The 16737-nt window shown below is 50.8% G+C and carries 14 protein-coding genes; 9 read left to right on the top strand and 5 right to left on the bottom strand.

Annotation, left to right across the window (positions count from 1 at the left end):
• Positions 1-10: 10 nt before the first annotated feature.
• Positions 11-976: an NmrA/HSCARG family protein gene (locus M977_RS21415; protein ID WP_064518768.1), complete on the top strand. Its 966-nt coding sequence runs from the start codon at positions 11-13 to the stop codon at positions 974-976.
• Here the strand turns inward: M977_RS21415 and M977_RS21420 are convergent.
• Positions 966-1853 carry a LysR substrate-binding domain-containing protein gene (locus M977_RS21420; RefSeq protein WP_064518769.1) on the bottom strand — a complete coding sequence of 296 codons (888 nt, stop codon included), beginning with the start codon at positions 1851-1853 and terminating at the stop codon, positions 966-968. The two genes, M977_RS21415 and M977_RS21420, sit on opposite strands and share 11 nt — an antisense overlap.
• A 100-nt stretch (positions 1854-1953) precedes the next feature.
• Between M977_RS21420 and M977_RS21425 the strand changes: the two genes are divergently transcribed.
• Both M977_RS21425 and M977_RS21430 read left to right on the top strand, forming a co-directional pair.
• Entirely contained in the window at positions 1954-2262 is a 309-nt protein-coding gene (locus M977_RS21425; protein WP_064518770.1) for a carboxymuconolactone decarboxylase family protein, read from the top strand.
• The gene (locus tag M977_RS21430; protein WP_064518771.1) at positions 2262-2645 is read left to right on the top strand and encodes a tautomerase family protein; all 384 of its coding nucleotides are present in this window, start codon (positions 2262-2264) and stop codon (positions 2643-2645) included. The genes M977_RS21425 and M977_RS21430 overlap by 1 nt, the downstream gene beginning before the upstream one ends.
• Positions 2646-2693: 48 nt before the next feature.
• Here M977_RS21430 and M977_RS21435 read toward each other — a convergent pair whose 3' ends face one another.
• Genes M977_RS21435 through M977_RS21445 form a run of 3 tightly spaced genes read right to left on the bottom strand, consistent with a single transcriptional unit; the run spans position 2694 to position 9130 of the window.
• Positions 2694-4829 carry a virulence factor SrfC family protein gene (locus M977_RS21435; protein WP_064518772.1) on the bottom strand — a complete coding sequence of 712 codons (2136 nt, stop codon included), beginning with the start codon at positions 4827-4829 and terminating at the stop codon, positions 2694-2696.
• Positions 4826-7798, bottom strand: a complete 2973-nt coding sequence (locus tag M977_RS21440; RefSeq protein ID WP_064518773.1) for a virulence factor SrfB — start codon at positions 7796-7798, stop codon at positions 4826-4828. The genes M977_RS21435 and M977_RS21440 overlap by 4 nt, the downstream gene beginning before the upstream one ends.
• 3 nt (positions 7799-7801) lie before the next feature.
• A complete protein-coding gene (locus M977_RS21445; protein ID WP_064518774.1) occupies positions 7802-9130 on the bottom strand; it encodes an SrfA family protein in 1329 nt (442 codons plus the stop codon).
• A gap of 197 nt (positions 9131-9327) precedes the next feature.
• On the opposite strand from M977_RS21445, the gene M977_RS21450 reads away from it, so the two are divergent.
• The 5 genes from M977_RS21450 (at position 9328) to M977_RS21470 (ending at position 12937) form a co-directional block, all read left to right on the top strand.
• The gene (locus M977_RS21450) at positions 9328-10041 is read left to right on the top strand and encodes a glutamine amidotransferase (RefSeq protein ID WP_064518775.1); all 714 of its coding nucleotides are present in this window, start codon (positions 9328-9330) and stop codon (positions 10039-10041) included.
• Positions 10042-10213: 172 nt separating this feature from the next.
• Positions 10214-11812 (top strand): ABC transporter substrate-binding protein, encoded by a 1599-nt coding sequence (locus tag M977_RS21455; protein ID WP_064518776.1) that lies wholly within the window; start codon positions 10214-10216, stop codon positions 11810-11812.
• Positions 11813-11884: 72 nt separating this feature from the next.
• Positions 11885-12385, top strand: a complete 501-nt coding sequence (locus tag M977_RS21460) for a GNAT family N-acetyltransferase (protein WP_064518777.1) — start codon at positions 11885-11887, stop codon at positions 12383-12385.
• Between the two features lie 4 nt (positions 12386-12389).
• On the top strand, positions 12390-12581 hold the full coding sequence (locus M977_RS21465; protein WP_064518778.1) for a hypothetical protein: 192 nt from the start codon (positions 12390-12392) through the stop codon (positions 12579-12581).
• 122 nt (positions 12582-12703) lie between these two features.
• Complete coding sequence (locus M977_RS21470; protein WP_064518779.1) at positions 12704-12937, top strand: DUF2526 family protein; 234 nt, start codon at positions 12704-12706, stop codon at positions 12935-12937.
• Positions 12938-13005: 68 nt separating this feature from the next.
• On the opposite strand, the gene dtpB is transcribed toward M977_RS21470, so the two are convergent.
• Positions 13006-14484 carry a dipeptide/tripeptide permease DtpB gene (gene dtpB, locus M977_RS21475; RefSeq protein WP_064518780.1) on the bottom strand — a complete coding sequence of 493 codons (1479 nt, stop codon included), beginning with the start codon at positions 14482-14484 and terminating at the stop codon, positions 13006-13008.
• A 449-nt stretch (positions 14485-14933) separates the two neighbouring features.
• Here dtpB and atzF point away from each other — a divergent pair, with 449 nt between their 5' ends.
• Entirely contained in the window at positions 14934-16730 is a 1797-nt protein-coding gene (gene atzF, locus M977_RS21480) for an allophanate hydrolase (RefSeq protein WP_064518781.1), read from the top strand.
• Positions 16731-16737: the final 7 nt, after the last annotated feature.

Raw genomic sequence — 16737 nt, forward strand, 5'->3', positions numbered from 1 at the left:
GAGAAGGGCCATGTCAGTAAAGAACAAACCATTAATCACCGTGGTAGGCGCGTTGAGCAAACAAGGGCGCAGCGTTGTGCGCACGTTGCTGGAAAGCAAGCGCTATCAGGTGCGTGCATTAACCCGGCGGGTAGATTCACCGCAAGCACAGGAGCTCGCGCATTTAGGGGCTGAGCTCATTAATGTGCCGCTGGATTTGGGGCACAAAGACGAGTTTATTCAGGCTTTTAAAGGCGCACATGGGGTGTTTATGCTGACGCCCGGCATCACCCCGGAAGCAATTAACGCGCAGACGCATGAAACCGCATTAGGCAAAGAAATCGCTGATGCGGCAATTGAAGCAGGTGTACAGCACTTGGTTTTCAGCAGTCTGGAAAACGTCGGGAAAATTACTGAGGGTAAAAAATGGGTGCCGCACTTTACCGATAAAGGCCAAGTTGAGGAGTACATCCGTACGCTGCCTATTTCCAGCTCATTTATTATGATGGCGTTTTTCTATACCAATCTGCTTGAGTATTACCAGCCGCGTAAGGCCGACGATACGTTAATTTTCCCCATCTATTTACCGGAAGATTTTCGTGCGCCTTTTGTCGATCCACTGACTGCAACAGGCCCGGCGGTACTGGAGATTTTTGATAATCATGACAAATACGCAGGCCGTACTTTGCCGGTGATTGGTGAAATGCTCACGCCTGCTGAGATGGTCGAAACCTTTATCCGTGTCACGGGAAAAAAGGCGGTGTATAGCTCGGCTGTGACGCGTGAGGAACTGCTAAACCATTTCCCGGCATTTGCACAAATGGGCGGGTTGGTAGAAGAGGTTATTGGAATGGCAGAATACGCCGTTGAACAGGGTTATTACCGCCCGGACCGCGATCTCTTGTGGAGCAGGCAGACTAACCCACACGCGTTGACGTGGGAGCAATTCCTAAAAACTACCGGCTGGCAGGGTGATGGGTGCTCTTTCAATAGCTGAGCGTAGATAACGCCTCTTCCATTAACTGTGCGAGGCGAGTTTGTACACTGTTATCGACGCCTGATATTTTCAGCTGTTTAAGCGTGATACCCAGCGATCCTGGTGAAGGCAGAAGATGAGATGTCTTATGTAGATTGCTGGGCATACCAATGTGGGTCCGTACCGTCAACCCAAGTCCGGCCTGAACTGCCGCCCAAATACCACTGAGGCTATGGCTGACAAATATAACCCGCCAGGCAATACCCGCCAGGTCAAGACATTCGGTTGCTCTTGAACGCATCAGACATGGGTTTTCAAACATCACTAGCGGCAAGGGTTCACCACTTGCCAGCAGTGCGGAAATGTCTAAGTCCGGATGATGGATCCATTCCAGTTTGCACTGCCCAAGAAGCTTGCCCTGGCTGGATGCTGTTGCAGGCTGCCACATCAGCGCCATATCGAGTTGGCTGTTATCAAGTGCAGTCTGTAGGGCTTGGTTGCGGTCGACTTTTGCCACAATCCTGACACCGGGATGATGGCGTTTGAACTGGCCAAGTATTCCTGGCATCAGTGATTCACCAAAATCTTCCTGCATCCCAATGCGAATTTCACCCTTCAGCAATTCATCTTTCAGGGCGCGCAGAGTTTCATCGTTAAGCTCCAGAATTCGCCGCGCGTAGCCCATCAACATTTCGCCATGACGGGTGAGTTCAAGGTGCCGTCCTTTTTTTACCACCAGAGCGACATCACACTGTCGTTCCAGTTTTTTCAATTGCGCGCTAACTGCCGAAGTTGAACGGGACAAGCGAGTCGCCGCCTGAGCAAAACTGCCGGACTCAATGCCGGTAACAAAACTTCGTAGTGCATCCAGATCGAGAGTCGGGGCCAGTTTGTTCATTATTGCCCTTAAAATCGGGATGGTTAGTTTTGAATTATGCGATTTTGTGGACGTAACTATTGCGCCATGATGAGTTCACTGTCAATCAGGAGCGAACTACATGAGCAAAACACTCGATAAAAATACGCTTTCCCGCCTCTCCCCGAAGCTTGCTGAGCTGAGCAATAACGTGCTTTTTGATGATATATGGACGCGCGAACAACTGTCGCCACGCGATCGCAGCTTAATCACGGTGGCAACTCTGGTCGCTCTTGGGCGCATGCAACAATTGCCATGGCATCTGAACTTTGCCCGGCAAAATGGTTTGAGCAATGAGGAACTGACGGAAGTTTTCACCCATCTGGCATTTTACGCAGGTTGGCCTGCTGCGGTCTCCGCGCTAAGTTGTATGGATGAGGAGACTCTCTAATGCCTTTTACCCGAATCACCCTTGGTGAACATTATGATGATGAACAGCTGGCAAATATTTCTGAGATTTTGCATCAGAGCCTGACTGGGCAATTTGCGGTACCGCTAAAAGATAAATTTCAGGTTTTCGAGCGATTGCCCATCAGCCAGCGCGTATTTGACCGTGAATATCTGAGCGGTAAACGCAGTGATAACTTTATTTTGTTCCAGATAACTGCCGGGAAAGCACGTACTAGCGAACAAAAGCAGAGCTTTTACCACCAACTTAGCGAGCGTTTGCATCAGGAATTAGCTATCCATCCTGATGATGTGATGGTAGTTATTCAATTTAATCAGACTGATGACTGGAGTTTTAGCAACGGTCAGATGTATTGCCCGCTATGATGGTTCTGTCGGGTGGATAAGCGCAAAAATTATCCACCCGTTGCAGGGTTACAAATTCAACAACGCTTTCAGTTTCGCTTTCTGAGCATCGCTCACATCCAGCGGATGGCGATAGCCGATGTTTTCCACCGCGCGGGTATATAGCGCCACCAACCAGTCATAGACATAAAGCGTGTTGCCGCGCGCGGGTTGCTCGCCCAAGCGCACCAGGCGGTTGCTGGCTGTCGCCTGTTTTTGTGGTGCAAACACAGGTGAGCCTTTATTCACCCGACTTGCCGGGCGCAAAGCTGGATCAACATGGGCATAACCCAACCAGCTAACAAAATCACCTAATACAGCTGTCACACAGGTGATTTCCTGCGCCATGCTGCCATCACCGTGGCGCAATGCCGACTCTAGCTGTTCAGGTAATTTCAGGCGATAACTGGCGACAATCAACAACTGGCAAAGTGCCTGGAGTTGGGTGTTATCCAGCCCGGAAAGATGAGCAACCTCGCGGTGAGTTGCCAACTGACGCAAATGATTAATCCACAACAGATGTACTACGTTGGCAAAACTGTTGGGGCTGCGCGTTTGCGTTTCACTGCTGTCTACTTCTGCAAACAGATCGATATCCAGATGGAAACCCGCCGGCTGGTGGCTACGTAATTGCTGATGACTTACCCAACGTTGCTGTAAGACATGGCGCTCCGGCAGCAGGCTTGCCAGCAGTTCACCATAAAGGGCCGCGTGGGATTGCAGCGCGCGCACCAGACCTTCAGCCTGAGAACGTGCGTGTTCCGGTGTAAGGTTTTCGTCTTCAATCATATGGGTGAATAGGGCGCTGACTTCCGCATTCAGCGCGGCCTGCAACATCTCAATACGCAGTGTCCGCTGTGCCGGAACCAGCGCATCGGCAAGCCACTCCAGCAAACGGTGCATATTACGGCTATCCAGTGCTTGCAAAGTCCCCCAACGTTTACCTGGCAGACCTATAACACGTTGCACGCCTTCATCAAGGTTAGCGCCGCTAAAACGGGCATCGCGCGGAGTAATCGCCCAAATCAGACCTGGTGTTGTGGCATTACTGGCCTGGGTTTTATCGACCCAACGCGCCAGCATTTTACCTGCTGCATTTACTCCCCGACGCTCGGCTGCCGCATTGCATACCACTAATTTATCGGGCTGTAGATATTGTGCGTAATCATCAAGCTGCGCGAGGGGAATATCGACCACTTCAACCTGCGCCAGTCGTGGCTGGTAGTTAAGCGAAAGCGTAATTTCAGCGCTCAACTGCTGTAAATCATGCTGAGCCAGGCTGGTATGTGTCCCGGCTTGTTGATTGACCAGAGGGCAAACCAGAACATCCGCGTTCATTTCTGGTTCGTCAGGCGTGGTGGGGATCAAAAAGCCTTCTACCGGAATCAGGAAGGTATCCACCAACAGACTGGCGGGAGCTAAAACCTGATGGGCGTAACCTAAATGATTCAACGTCTGCGCAAGATGCTGCCATTGAGCGGTAATAGTGGCGTTATCTCCCCAGAGTGGTGCCAGCAATGTGGCTTGATCGGCGCAGCTTAGCCACGGCAGAAGATCGGCCATTTGCTGCCACAACGTATTATCCAGATGATGTTGGCGGCGAACCACTTGCTGGTAAGTTTGTGCAATATCAGAGAATTGCAGCGGTGTCAGCCCAGGCATCGGTTGTGCCTGGCGGCGAGACTGTAACTCTTTGAGCTTTAATGCGATCACCTCAGGCTGCGCAAAACGGGTAGCACTATTGGCGTGATACTGGCGAATCATACGCTGAGCAAGCGTACTTGTACTGCACAGCGTGATGAGCAACGGGTAATGTTCCGCAACCGGCAGTTCGCGGCGAGTAAAACGCACGGCAATACCGGGCGCATGCCCCGGGTTAATGTGCGTCAGATAATCCAGCACTTTTCCGCCGAGCATAATCTCGATACGTTCATGATTATCGCCCAGTAGCGTGGTCAGTAGGTGATGCTTGCCCGCGACAGAGTGGCCATATAAGCCAATTGTTAGCGGTTGCTCCGCCTGTAAGTCAAGCTGATGCTGACGCTGGTGGAGTGTGGCCAGTTTATGCAGCAGGCCATTGGCTTCATTTTCCACCAGGGGAACAGTCTGGCGAGTCTGTTGTACCCAGTCCACTAAAGGGTGCAGCGTTGAGGTTATTTGATTCATTTTTGATACACGCTCCCGCTGTCAATCCAGTAATGGCTGGCTCCGCTGTAGCTTCCAGCCAGTGTATTCAATTTAAAACTGAGCTGGTTAAGTGGCACTTTGCTGCCATCCTGCAACCAGGCTTCCGCCAGCACAAAAGCATCGGCTTCGCGAGTTTGTTGCAGGCGTACATTTAGCACACCTTCACCGGCTATCTCTTTTGCCAACTGTGGTGAGTTAATCGCCAGTGTATACAGCGGCGTGGCAGGCCAGCGGGCATCATCAAGCTGGCGGAAACCGAGACAAGCATTGCCGCGCAGTGGGAAATGCAGACGGGTATCAAGCGTTGATTTCGGATCGTCGAGATCGATATCGCGATACCAGACGTTTTTCTCAACTAATGTGTTGTTGCCATCGAGCATGCCCAGATAGCGCACAGTGGAGTAAGCCTGAATGTCAGAGGCTTTGAAGTTAAAGCCCGGCAGGCGCAAGTCCATCGCCAGGCTGCACAGCATGGCACCAACAGCGGCGGTAGATTTCGGGTTGCCAATACGGCCTTGCTGGCTAAATGGATACCATTCATGAGTCTGATAATTATCCAACCAGACGATGCGGTTCACTGGTACCGGTTGTTGGTAGCGCAATAATGCCTGCACGCCTGGTAAGCAGGCCGGGCGTCCGGTCATCAACAGCACATCGCAGCAATAGTGGCTTATCACTTCACACAGCGCCTGAAGCGGGGCGCTCAGAGTGAACTGCCCTGCAAGTAACGCCTCTTGTAGTGATGCCAGTTCAACCTGTAATGGCACGCTGAACAGATCAAACGCCGGTGCATCAGCAGGCAGTGCGTGCTGCACAGCCTGTTGAACATAATTAATCACGTTATCTGTTGGGCGTTGGGCCAACAGTTCGCCAAATGTCGCTTCGAGTGTTGCGTGGTGATCGTCGGGATCGCTATTTTCCCAGTAAGACAGCACTGCATGCCCAAGAGGGATAAACAGTTGCAGCGCGGTTTGCTGGCGCAGCGTACCTCGCGTGTCCATGCGCCCGGACTCACCAAACAACGTGGTCATCAGGCCGGTGGTATCAACCACACCTGCCTGATGAATTTGAGCCTGTAATGCAGGGAGCACACAGCGCTGGATAACATCCAGCAAAATGTCATCACCCGCGACTTTAAAGCCTTCGCGGAACAGTAGACGCGGAGCAATTTTCACATTGCTACCGACACCATCATCAAGATGATACTGGGTGATAGCCATATCGGTTGTGCCACCACCGATATCAATGGATGCGACGCGCAGCGTTTTACCCGGTAGTTCATCAGCGGTTAACTCGCGGTCAGGGCGAGCGAGGCTTTTAAAGAAGTTGCCCGTTTGCCCGGCATAGTTGACCAGAGCTTCGTTATACAGCCAAACCAGTTGCCCGCAGGTGGCTTCGTCCCATTCCATCTGCACATCTGGGACCGGGACGACACTTTTCTGGAAATCACGCTCGCTGGTGAAACCATCGTCTGTCGGGTGCCATTCCATTGCTTTCCACACCAGACCTACCGCTTCCTGCATCCGCTGGCGGAAGATCTCACGCTCCTGTTTTGGCATCGCCGAAGGCAGTGTCAGGATCAGATGGCGTAGCTGACGTGGCGCATTAAGGTGCCCCATGCTCTGGCGTGAGCCGACACTGTTAATCTGCATCAGCGCCTGCGCCAACAATTCACACAGCATCAGCGTCATTAACGAACTGCGGCTGTACTGTGGCGAAAACACCGGCAGCCGGTCTTCCAGCGGTAATGAATAGAGCGGTTGCCCGTCGTCATTCATCAGGTTCATCAGGGGATATGCGGTTGCCAGCGGTTCACGCTGAGTTTTCACACCCATCTGGCTAAAACGCCAATCCTGGTTGGCCGGAGTTTCATCCCATAGATAACGGCGCGGGCTGGATATGCCACTTGCGCCATCGGTCCCCAAACGGGCAGAAGCCATGCTGCGAGCTTCATCGCCAACGCGGGCAATCGACGGCCAGACAAACGCATCGTCACGGCCACTTTCCACCGAGAAATGCTGTTTGCCGAATTTGGCTTCTGAGAATTCGAGGCGGCTGGTAAACATCGCTTCGTTGATGGTTTGCGGTTCGCTGAGCGAGCGAATTTCCAGCTCGGCAGTCTGGCGCAGGCCGTCATTGGCTTCGCCGTGGTCTTCAATTAATACGCCGCAAGTGTGGGTATTGCCGACATCCAGCACCAGATCAACAGGGATCGCCGGGGCTTGCAGCGTTGCGGTGACAATTTTCACTTCTGGCACCGAAAGCTGTGCGCCGAGCATCTCGATAATATTGAGATAGTGCGCCTGGTACTCGAAGGTTTTCAGCGCGTTGCTGATCTCACGTTCTGTTCTGGATTCGTGGCGAGTGGCGAATTGTGTGAACACTTCACGCAGCCAGCCATCAACCCAGGTTTGATCGATAAAGTCGTTAATCTCTTCGTTGTGCCACGCAAGGGCAAAACGGGCTCCGTTACGGACATCATTTTGCGTGGGGGCCAAATGGGCCGCAGGGTTATCATCAGCCAGGATTTTTGTATCCAGTGCGATGGTAATGCGTACCGTGTTTCCAGCCGAATCAGGTGTTTCAAGGCAACGAATCTGCACTCGAGCCCAGTTATCCGGGCCGCCCACAAAAGTTCGTGGCGGGTTAAAACGCAGGAATGGCAGCGGCAGCCAGGTTTTATCCAGCAGTTTCAGAGAATGGCCAAGGGTGATGGTGCTTTCCGGTTTCACTACCTCTGGAGCAGAACCCTGCGTGCCTGGCAGAGTAAATTTGCCCGGTATCACATCGTAATCAAGGCGCAAAAGCGGGCCGTTCGCCGTTTTACGCACAAAGCGCCCGGTATGCGGAGCATTAGGCTGAGGAGCAAGGCCGAAATCCAGAAACTGAATGCCGCTGTCTTTAATGAGCGTCACGCTCGACTTATAGGGATACAGAGTGGCAAACATTGATTAATCACCCACTTTTTTAAATGTCACAGGAACCACGGTGTCCTCCTCGTAGCGCCCACTGCACTCGGCGACATCATTCTCGCCAGGTTTGCAGGATATTTCCGGCAGCGGATAGCGTGAGCCATCGCTACAACGCGCATTGCCACGGGTTTTAATCATCAACGTACCGGACTGCATAAGCCCTGAGAATACTTCTGCTTTGCAGACAATATTGTCGCCATGCACCAGCCGCACATTGCCTTTGTTGTTAGCAATTTGATAACGCAGCGTAGGCGGTTTGCCGGTGATGGAATCTTTAACGTTGATGGCCACACGCCAGTTACCGTTGAGGAATTTAGTCGAGCCAATTTTTAGCGAATCAGCTGGTAATACCAGCGTGCCTTTAGGTATCTCAGCTGCCGGTGTAGTTGTTGCCACTACAGCAGGTTCTGGTTCCGCTGCTGGTGGTTCAACGACTGCAGCCTGTGCGACAGGCAACGTTGAAACATGGGCCACAGGTGCTGCCTTAATGGCTGCCGGAGCGATGGTCTGAGGTTTAACTTCCGCTTGTTTCTGGGCTAAAGGTTCGGCATGTGGTGCCGATACCAGATAATAAGAGAGCGGGGCGGCGATACAGGCGATGATGGCGGCTGCAACAGGTAGCAACCAACGCTTCGGCTTTTTCGTGACGGGAGTTTCACGCACGACTTCAGGCTCTGGCGCTGATACCAATGGCTCATCATTTTGGGGTGCCACAGAAGTGAGTGCCGCCACGGAATAGAGGGGTTCATCGGGTTCGCTTAACACCATGACAGGTGGCGCAGCAGGCGCCGGTTCTGGCAGGAATTCAATAACCGGCTCGTGTTCTTCAGCAATGCGTAAGCATTCAAGTGGATCAGGGCGGGCACTACTATTTAGCGTCACAAAGCCCCAAAAAGTGATGACTGGCTTCCCGTCTACCAGATAAACATGCTGGCTACCCGGAAACTGCAATGTATTGGCGAGCAACGAGCCAAAAAGTTGGATGGACGTTTTTTCCGCCTGTTGGCAACGCTGAATCAGCGAGGCGATGTTGGCCTGGCAGTTATCGAGATAGCGCAGGGCTTTTTTGCGTTGCTCATCACTGGCGGCAGCCCAACTGACAACGCTACCTTCAAAGGGGGCGTACCAGTCAACACGATCGCCTTCATCGTTTGGCTGAGGTATCGCCAGGCTATCGACCACTGCTTGCTGTTTGCGTAAGCGTAATGTTTCGCGAATTTGTAGTGCTGAGTCGAAAACCGTTTGCCCGTTTTCGCCAAGCGAAAGGAAGTCATCTAAGCATCCGCTGCGCAATAATGTTTTTGCCACGTCATCAATCCTGCTGTTTTCAGCTCCGCTTGAGCCATTTTCACACTTTCCATTTTACGGATTCCTGGCACAGGCAAACGGCGGAAGAGATGGCACTTTTTTCTAATTATCGGGCGATTGCACTTAAGTCTTTGGGGCGTTCGCAGGTTTTGTGCTACTGATTAAAGTCATCCCAAAATCAATAGGGCGTTCAATCAATGTCAGAAACACTACCGTTATTGCTAGTTCAAATGGGCCACCCTCCCGCTGATATTCGCGCAGCTGTTGGCGAACAACCTGACTGGTTTAAAGCCGCGTTAGGTGATGTTGGCCCAATTAAAGTTGTTTGCCCCTTCGAAGGTGAACGACTGCCAGCGGCGGGTACGTTTAGCGGTGCGGTGATTTCGGGTTCATGGGCGATGGTCACCGACCATGAAGAGTGGAGTGAGCGTACGGCCAACTGGTTGCGTGAGATTATCGGCGCGGGAGTTCCGGTATTAGGTGTCTGTTACGGGCACCAGTTAATGGCTTACGCGCTGGGTGGAAAAGTGGATTACCATCCGCAAGGCAGCGAAGTGGGGCAAATTGCCGTCAGCTTGAATGATGCAGCACGTCATGACCCGTTACTTGAAGGTTTGCCAACATCTTTTGATACGTTTTTAAGCCACGAGCAAAGCGTGCTCACGTTACCGTCATGTGCCGTGGTACTTGCAGCATCCAGTCACGATCCGCACCAAATTATCCGCTATTCATCGACTGCACTTTCGGTGCAATTCCACCCAGAATTTAGTGCGCCAGTGATGAATAAAATCATTACCAGCCGTAGTGAAAGAGTGGCGATGAAAGGCAAGGACCGTGATGCCTTATTAGCCGCAGTGAGCGATACGCCTTTTTCGCGAGCGATCTTACAGCGGTTTGTTGCGTCATTGTAAATGAGTGTGGTGGTGTATTGTGCTGCCGGTGGCGTAAAAACGCACGAATATCACTATTAATGAATAACCTGAGAGCCTTTTGTTATTTGTCAGAATATAAGAGCTATGGTGTTATTGACGCTCAAAATTATAAGTTCACTTTTCATTTGGCAAGCATACAAAAGGCACAACTATGTCGACAGGGAAAACACTTCTCACACTGTTGCTCAGCAGTTTCTTACCCGCAACGGCTGCATTGGCTGCAGCGAATAACACGCTAGTTTATTGTTCAGAGGCCTCACCAGAATCCTTCAACCCACAAATTGCCAGCTCCGGCCCTACGTTTGTTGCCAGTTCGCAGACGCTCTATAACCGCCTGGTTGAATTTCGCCCAAGCGATAACTTACCGGTACCGTCATTGGCTACCGAATGGAAAATCAGCCCGGATGGTAAAACGTATACTTTTACCCTGCGTAAAGGCGTGAAGTTCAATAGCAATAAAGAGTTTAAGCCGACCCGCGATTTCAATGCTGACGATGTCGTTTTCTCAGTCATGCGCCAGAAGGACCCGAAAAACCCGTACCACAACGTGTCGCAGGCGACTTACGAATACTTCAATGATGTCGGGCTCGATAAGCTGATAACCGAAGTTAAAAAACTTGATGATAACCACGTTCAGTTCACCCTGAGCGAACCTAACGCGGCATTCCTTGCAGACTGGGGTATGGATTTCGCTTCAATTCTTTCCGCAGAATATGCTGATGCGATGCTAAAAGCGGGCACACCTGAAAAAGTGGATACTGCGCCAATCGGCACAGGGCCGTTTGCGTTGCAGGAATATAAAGTAGATTCGTTGATTCGCTATGTGGCGAACCCGAACTACTGGAATGGTGAAGTGCCAACCAAACATCTGATCTTCTCCATTACACCAAACGTCCAGACGCGTATGGCGAAATTGCAGAAGAACGAATGCCAGATTATTCCAGCCCCGGCTCCGGTGCAATTTGACGTCATTAAAGCCGACAAAGATCTGACTTTACACACGGTAGATGGCCTGAACGTCGGTTATCTGGCGTTTAACACCACCAAAAAGCCATTTGATAACGTGTTGGTACGCCAGGCGTTGAATTACGCCGTAGATAAACAAGCTATTATCAATGCAGTGTTTATGGGGTCGGGTACGATTGCTAAATCTCCAATCCCGCCAACAATGTTGGGTTTCAATAAAGATCTCAACGATCGCACCTATAATCCTGAAAAGGCCAAAGCACTGTTAAAACAAGCAGGACTTGAGAAGGGCTTCGATACGGATTTGTGGTCAATGCCGGTGCAGCGTCCATATAACCCGAACTCCCGTCGTATCGCCGAGATGATTCAGCATGACTGGGCAAAAGTGGGTGTGAACGCGAAAATCGTCACCTTTGAGTGGGGCGAATACCTTTCAGGCATGCGTAAGGGTGAGCACTCCTCCGCACTGTTTGGCTGGATGAGTGATAACGGCGACCCGGATAACTTCGCAGATACTCTGCTTGGTTGTGGCAGCATCAAGAGTGGTTCTAACGCCGCACGCTGGTGCGACAAAGATTACGATGCGTTAACGCAAAAAGCGAAACTGATCAGCGACCCGGCTGCGCGCGCTAAACTCTATGAGCAGGCGCAAGAAGTGTTCTATCAACAAGCGCCGTGGATCCCACTGGCAAACGGTAAAACTTTCTACGCAACACGCAGTAATGTTACGGGTTATAGCGTTAGCCTGAATGGCAGTGATTTCTCGAAAGCGAAATTGAATTAATCTCGACGGACGCTTCCTGATTTGGGAAGCGTCATATTTTGGACTCGGTAAATACACAAACAAGGATGAAAAATGGTTACGTTCAGACCTATGTTACGCCATGATTTTCTGGCCTTTATTGATTACTTCGTTGTGGATTATGCAAGTGAGATAGCCAGTAGTTATCGACTATCCGAAGCGGATGCTTTGTTACAGGCGCGACGTGAGACAGAGGCAAGTTTCCCGGACGGTGAAAAGAGTGCCGGGCAGGTCGTGTTATGCATTACACAAACCCATTTGGGTGAAGAACAGCATATTGGCTATCTATGGTATAAGCCGGACTCAGAACTAAAATCTGTTTACATCAACGACTTTTATCTCTTTCCTCAGTTTCGTGGCCTGGGGCTGGGTAGTGAGGCGATGAAAAGTCTGGAAGAGCGGCTAATTCAGCAAGGCTATAACCAGATCAAACTTCGGGTGGCTGCTGATAACCGCAGAGCCAGACAGGTCTATGAAACTAACGGTTTTGCTGTCACCGGTATCAATATGAACAAAATATTGGGTGTTTCTTCCCATACTGCTTCTGAAGATTAATGGTATGGAATCGTTTTTCTCCTCTATCGCAAACTGCCGCGTTCGCTGGCTGGACTTGCCCGATAGCGATTTCACTAAAGTTCAAACCCTGAAAATCACGACTACAGTATTACCAGACTGCGGGCATTCAATGTCGTGGGAAAATCCGTCTGCGTTGTCCGATGCTCTGGATGCATTCTGCAAAATGCATGAGTGAATGGGCAGGACGGTGATGCTTATGCTTGAAAAATTGCTGCCGAGTCATAGCGATAGAGATAAATTTATTGATTCCTCACCTGAAAAGGTTAGGGTGTCGGTACAAAAATTAAGGAGATTGTTATGGCGCACCTTGAAGACGTAATTGCCCGCGTAGACGCAGCGGTAACTGAAAATGTGATTGAGCATATGAATGAGTTGCTGATTGAACTGAGCGACGATGCTGAATTAACCCGCGAAGACCGTTACGCACAGCAGCAGCGTTTACGTAACGCCATTGCGCAGAAGGGCCATCATCACAAAGCGGAAGTGGAACAGCGCCGTGATGATTTAACTAAAGGCGGCACCATTATTTAAGTTTCAGAAAGTGTTATCACAAACCGCCTTCGTTGAAGGCGGCGTGATAAGAAACAAAGACGAAGAAGTTAAGCGGTTTTCACTTCCGGTTGCATATTCATCATACGGTTTAGCCACGGCACCATTGCGGCCATAATCAGCGCGATAACAAAGGTTGTGATGCCAATTTTGCTGAACACACCAGTATAAATCGGCAGCGTTTGCAGCGGATCGTTAAGGGATTCTGGCACTGCCGTGAAGGTGGCAACGTAGCCGCCGAGCAGGAAGGCCGCGGCCTGGGTCAGGAACCACATCCCGAGAATAAAGCCCATCATAGTTTGCGGCACCAGCGCTGCAACCATTGCTAAACCTAACGCGCTTATCATCAGTTCACCCAAACTCTGGAACAAATACACCAGCACGATAAACCAGGGTGAGGTCAGTCCTTGCGCATCAGCAAACCACATGCCAGCAGCGGCGGCAGTTAAAAAACCTAACGAACACAGGAACATGCCAAGAGTGAATTTGGCCGGCATCGTCAGATCTTTGCCTTTGGCACCAAAACGGGTATACAGCGAAGCCAGAATGGGGCTGGCGAACACCACCCAGAATGGGTTCAGAGCCTGAAAACTGACGGGGTTAATAGTAAAACCGAGAATTTCATGGCGCACGTTATTGATAGCAAAGAAGTTCAGCGACGTCGGCATCTGGGCATACAGAATGTAAAACAGTACCGCTTCAATCATCAGCACAAAAGCGACGTACATGCGGTTGCGATCGCTTTTGTTTTGCTTCGCGGCCTCACGGAAGAAGAGGAAAATCACGATGATGGACAGCACAATTAACACAATATTGGCCACTTTTACGTTATGCATCAGCCAGGCACAAACGTAAATCATCAGCACAGTTCCCGCTAAAACCAGCAGTAAGTTTTTGTAGCTCATCGGCTTGCTATCGGGTTCCGAGCCAATGTCGCGCACCATGCCACGGCAGCAGAAATAAACCAGCAATGCGAAGACTAAGCCAATGCCGCACAGGTTGTAGGTAACGGCGTAGCCATATTTGTTGGCAATGACAGGAGCAAGAGACAAAGACAACAAAGAACCGATGTTGATAGACATGTAAAAGAGGGTGAATGCGCCGTCCAGACGGGGATCTTTTGGCGGATAACATTTCGAAAGCAGACTGGCCGGGTTGGCTTTAAATAGCCCGTTGCCCACCGCAATGGTGCCCAGGGCAATAAAGATCATATCAGGATTATGCAGCGACAAACCGGTCATAAAGTAGCCCAGCGCCAGTACCACGGCACCAAGAACCATCGTGCGTTTTGTTCCTAATAAATGATCGCCAACGTAACCACCGATTGAGATCAGCCCGTAAACCAGAGCGGCAAAGGCACCAAAGGTTACAAAGGCCTGTTCCTGTGAAAAACCGAGCTCTTGAACGAAGAAAACGGCCAGAATACCTTGCACGCCGTAGTATCCAAAACGCTCCCATAACTCAACAAAAAAAATCATAAAAAACGGTTTAGGTTGCTGCAATAAACCGGTAGGGACGGGCTTATTCATTTTCGTTTGCCTTTAGACATTTTAAGGAAGTATAAGCAGCTATTGGCGCTACACCTAAGTTCGATCTGTGATGGAATCGTATTCTATTTTGCGCATTCGTATTCGGTGTTAATGCCATATTTAAGCCGATACTTAGGGTATTGTATGGCTAATTTGCTTTACTGGTGGTTGATCACACTATCAAATCATGAGCATGACATTTTTTATGTGTGCCGCGGTTATCTACTCTACAAAACGACCGATTTATTAATAAACATAAGAAAATAATATGACATTGTTTATTTGCACCTTTCTGGATAAATAACTTAATCCTTCGCTCTATAAGAGTGCGAAAAATGAATGATGCGTTCTTAGGTATATTTAAATCTCTTGATTATCAGCGCTGTAAATACCTGGCACGGTAAATGCTTTATTCATCTCATCTTGTATACCAGATGGGATTCCAGTTTATGTCAGTAGCGACTTTGTCTGAATGGGTAGCCAGTTACCGCCAGCATCCGCAACAACTTGTGGCGGCATATCAGCAATTAGATGCAGATTTATCCCGTGATGATAACGCCTGGATATATATTGCGACGAATGACGAAATCTATGCGCAATTAACCACAATTTTTCAGGCGATTAATTCTGGTGAAAAACAAGCGACCGACTTTCCTTTATTAGGCGTTCCTTTTGCGGCGAAAGATAATATTGATGTCGCCGGAATGCCCACCAGCGCCGCATGTCCTGCTTTTACCTATACACCAGAAAAAGATGCAACGGTAATCGCTCGTCTGAAAGCGGCTGGTGCAATTGTGGTAGGTAAAACAAACCTCGACCAGTTCGCGACCGGGTTAGTTGGCACACGTTCACCCTTTGGGGCGGTGAAAAATACCTTTAACCCGGAATATGTCAGCGGTGGCTCAAGCTCTGGCTCCGCATCGGTGGTGGCGCGTGGACTGGTGTGCTTCTCGCTGGGAACCGATACCGCAGGCTCCGGGCGCGTCCCGGCCGGGTTTAACAATATTGTTGGCCTGAAACCCACCAAAGGCTGGATTTCTACCGCAGGCGTCGTCCCTGCATGTCGCCTGAATGACTGTGTTTCGGTGTTCGCGCTAACCGTTGACGATGCACAAACCGTAGCCGCCGTTGCTGGTGGCTACGATCCACAAGATCCGTACTCCCGTTCAAACCCGCAAACTGCTCCGGCACGCTTTAGTGAAAAACTCCGTTTTGCCATTCCCGACCGTCTTGAATTTTTCGGTGACACCTTAAGCGAAAACGCATTCGCCAAAACCTTGCTGCGTTTGCAGCAGCAGGGCGCGGAACTGGTGCCGATTGATTTCACGGCCTTTAACCAGTTGGCCGAGCAGCTTTATTACGGCGCGTGGGTGGCAGAGCGCACCGTGGCGGTTGGCGAGATTTTTAAAAACAAGCCTGAAGCGATGGACCCCACCGTGCGCGGTATTGTGGCAAACGGTCTGAATTACACGGCTTGCGATGCCTGGCAGGCGGAATACACCCGTGCTGAGCTGGCGCAAAAAATTAACGCACAGCTCAGCGAGTTTGACGCGCTGGTGGTGCCAACGTCACCGACCATTCATACCCTCGCTGAAATGGCGCAGGAACCGGTGCGCTACAACTCGCAATTTGGCACTTACACCAACTTCACGAACCTGGCTGACCTTTGTGCTTTAGCACTGCCGGGTGATTTCCGCGCCGATGGAATCCCTGCCGGGATAACGCTTATCGCACCCGCATGGCATGACCAGGCGTTGAGTCACTTCGGGAACAGCTGGCAGCAGGCATTGAATTTGCCATTAGGCGCCACCGATAAAACGCTGCCTGCGAGTAATGCCGAAAAACCATCAGCCAATCACGTTCGCGTTGCTGTCGTGGGCGCACATCTGCGCGGAATGCCGCTCAACCACCAGCTCACCACCCGTAATGCGGTGTTTATCGAAGAATCCTTTACTGCCGCCAATTACCGCCTTTACGCGCTGGCTAATACTCAGCCGCCGAAACCGGGCCTTGCACGCAGTTCCGAAGGGCAACCGATTGCAGTTGAGCTGTGGGATATCCCGCTGGCGCGCTTTGGCGAGTTTGTGGCGGAAATCCCGGCTCCACTGGGGATCGGCACATTGACGCTTGAAGATGGTCGCAACGTGAAAGGGTTTATCTGCGAACCAGCAGCACTCTCAGATGCCACGGATATCACCGCGTGGGGCGGCTGGAAAGCCTGGCTTGCCCGCCACCATAGCGCTTAAGGAGACG

Source organism: Buttiauxella gaviniae ATCC 51604 (genome assembly GCF_001654835.1).
GTDB classification, from domain to species: Bacteria; Pseudomonadota; Gammaproteobacteria; order Enterobacterales; family Enterobacteriaceae; genus Buttiauxella; species Buttiauxella gaviniae.

Coding starts and splice junctions, on each gene's coding strand:
- M977_RS21415 (WP_064518768.1), top strand. CDS start 11: ATGTCAGTAAAGAACAAACCATTAATCACCGTGGTAGGCGCGTTGAGC.
- M977_RS21420 (WP_064518769.1), bottom strand. CDS start 1,853: ATGAACAAACTGGCCCCGACTCTCGATCTGGATGCACTACGAAGTTTT.
- M977_RS21425 (WP_064518770.1), top strand. CDS start 1,954: ATGAGCAAAACACTCGATAAAAATACGCTTTCCCGCCTCTCCCCGAAG.
- M977_RS21430 (WP_064518771.1), top strand. CDS start 2,262: ATGCCTTTTACCCGAATCACCCTTGGTGAACATTATGATGATGAACAG.
- M977_RS21435 (WP_064518772.1), bottom strand. CDS start 4,829: ATGAATCAAATAACCTCAACGCTGCACCCTTTAGTGGACTGGGTACAA.
- M977_RS21440 (WP_064518773.1), bottom strand. CDS start 7,798: ATGTTTGCCACTCTGTATCCCTATAAGTCGAGCGTGACGCTCATTAAA.
- M977_RS21450 (WP_064518775.1), top strand. CDS start 9,328: ATGTCAGAAACACTACCGTTATTGCTAGTTCAAATGGGCCACCCTCCC.
- M977_RS21455 (WP_064518776.1), top strand. CDS start 10,214: ATGTCGACAGGGAAAACACTTCTCACACTGTTGCTCAGCAGTTTCTTA.
- M977_RS21460 (WP_064518777.1), top strand. CDS start 11,885: ATGGTTACGTTCAGACCTATGTTACGCCATGATTTTCTGGCCTTTATT.
- M977_RS21465 (WP_064518778.1), top strand. CDS start 12,390: ATGGAATCGTTTTTCTCCTCTATCGCAAACTGCCGCGTTCGCTGGCTG.
- M977_RS21470 (WP_064518779.1), top strand. CDS start 12,704: ATGGCGCACCTTGAAGACGTAATTGCCCGCGTAGACGCAGCGGTAACT.
- dtpB (WP_064518780.1), bottom strand. CDS start 14,484: ATGAATAAGCCCGTCCCTACCGGTTTATTGCAGCAACCTAAACCGTTT.
- atzF (WP_064518781.1), top strand. CDS start 14,934: ATGTCAGTAGCGACTTTGTCTGAATGGGTAGCCAGTTACCGCCAGCAT.